Source organism: Providencia sp. PROV116 (assembly GCF_028482485.1).
Classification (GTDB): Bacteria; Pseudomonadota; Gammaproteobacteria; order Enterobacterales; family Enterobacteriaceae; genus Providencia; species Providencia rettgeri.
Window position 1 is genome coordinate 1 of record NZ_JAMPQO010000043.1, and the last position, 1624, is coordinate 1624.

The following is a 1624-nucleotide window of genomic DNA, read 5'->3' on the forward strand; positions in this document are numbered from 1 at the left end:
ATGGAAAGAGAGTATAGGGAAAGCTTACTTTGTTGAATCCTCGGATACTGGGGCTTTAAAGGTTTCATTCTTTGGGCCCTTTTACGGCGGCTATAATATTATTAAGCTAGATGATAACTATCAGTATTCATTAGTTGTTGGACCTAATAAAGATTATCTATGGGTACTATCGCGTACTCCAACCATGCCACCAGAGTTATTAAATGAATACCTTAGTTTTGCAAGTAACCATGGTTTTGATAGGCAAAGAATATTGATATTCCAGTAGAATCTATTCTTTATTAAAAATGAGAAGTTTAACAAGTGAAATATATGACCCGCCAAGTGCGGGTTTCTTATTTGACATTATTACTTATATCCTCTTAAGCAAAGTTATAGGCATAATATGGCGCTTACCGACAGATAAGAAATGTTTTGTCACGAGTACCTCAGCGATTTAAACACTACACAGGCAGCTATTCGTGCAGGGTGCAGCGATAAAACTGCAAACGTAAAATCAAGCCGACTGTTAAAGGTAAGCATGTCAAAATTCAGACATTTAAAGAGCAAATTGAACGAAAAAGCTGAGAGACTCGCTAAGCTAGAAGCAGAGCAATTAGCGGACGAAGTGGAAATGGATTTGGGGATAGGCTGATTTTTTGGTGATTTTTTTATTATAATGGAGTGTTGTATGGTTTATTTTGGATGAGCAGTGCTTTTTTTCTGAATTAATGGAGTGAATCCTAATGCTATTTGTGTGAATCAAAGTGTAGTTTTGAAACTTACGTTAATAACCTAAGTTATTATTATATGAGTTATAATAAAATAATATTATGTATTTTGGCTGCTTTCACTTTTTCATCGCAAGCTAATTCATTATGGACTTATGAAGGTAGTGGCGCACCTGAAAACTGAGGGAAATTGAGTGATGAATTTAAAATTTGTGAAAGTGGATTTAATCAATTACCGTAAGAAAAAAACTCATGTGTCAGCTTGAGTGGTTGGTATATTTAGAACATTATCTAATTATGTGAGTTTTCCAATTTTGGTATTCAATTACTTACTAAATAAACAGGCTAAAGAGTATGCAAAAGGTAGAGTCAGAAATTTAGTAATGAAATTTTTAATACTTACAGCATACGATATAAATTAAATTTTTCCATATATTATTAATTAGTCCATAAAACAGGTCACTACCTTCAAGGCTTTTTATGTAAATACTAATTAATAATAGGAGATATTTAATGGATAACCAAAATTCGATTTCTAATCATATTGCTTGCAGTCTTCGTCAATTGAGGATAAACGCTGGGTTATCAGTATTCGAGCTATCAAGAATGGCGGGAATAGAGAGTGAGCAGCAACTATATCGTTATGAATATGAAATTGATAAGATAGGAATAGCGGAGACAGTAGCTATATTAAAGGTATTGAATGTTGATATTGAAAGTTTTTTTAGTAATTTGGATGAGGATAAAACTATAATTGTATGTAGCGGAGATATAAACTAAGTTTATTTCGATGAAACTTGCTTTCGCTTGAGTTATATAGCAAAAACCAACTGTAAACGGTTGGTTTTTGCTATATAGGAGGAGCGATAAAGTGATTACTATACTAGTATATAGTGTATTTATTTAATTCTCGC

The 1624-nt window shown here is 32.8% G+C and carries 2 protein-coding genes and 1 pseudogene; all 3 read left to right on the plus strand.

Features of this window, described 5'->3' with window-relative positions; translation table 11 throughout:
* A partial coding sequence (locus tag PSE72_RS19825) for a lipocalin family protein (RefSeq protein ID WP_272691113.1) occupies positions 1 to 268 on the plus strand: 268 nt, incomplete at its 5' end.
* A 141-nt stretch (positions 269 to 409) separates the two neighbouring features.
* Positions 410 to 517: pseudogene (locus PSE72_RS19830) on the plus strand (terminase small subunit); the annotation flags it as partial.
* Positions 518 to 1223: 706 nt separating this feature from the next.
* The gene (locus tag PSE72_RS19835; RefSeq protein WP_115167451.1) at positions 1224 to 1490 is read left to right on the plus strand and encodes a helix-turn-helix domain-containing protein; all 267 of its coding nucleotides are present in this window, start codon (positions 1224 to 1226) and stop codon (positions 1488 to 1490) included.
* The last annotated feature ends 134 nt before the right edge of the window (positions 1491 to 1624 follow it).

What these genes read in the sequence shown, in the direction of transcription:
- PSE72_RS19835 (WP_115167451.1), top strand. Translation starts at nt 1,224, where the DNA reads ATGGATAACCAAAATTCGATTTCTAATCATATTGCTTGCAGTCTTCGT.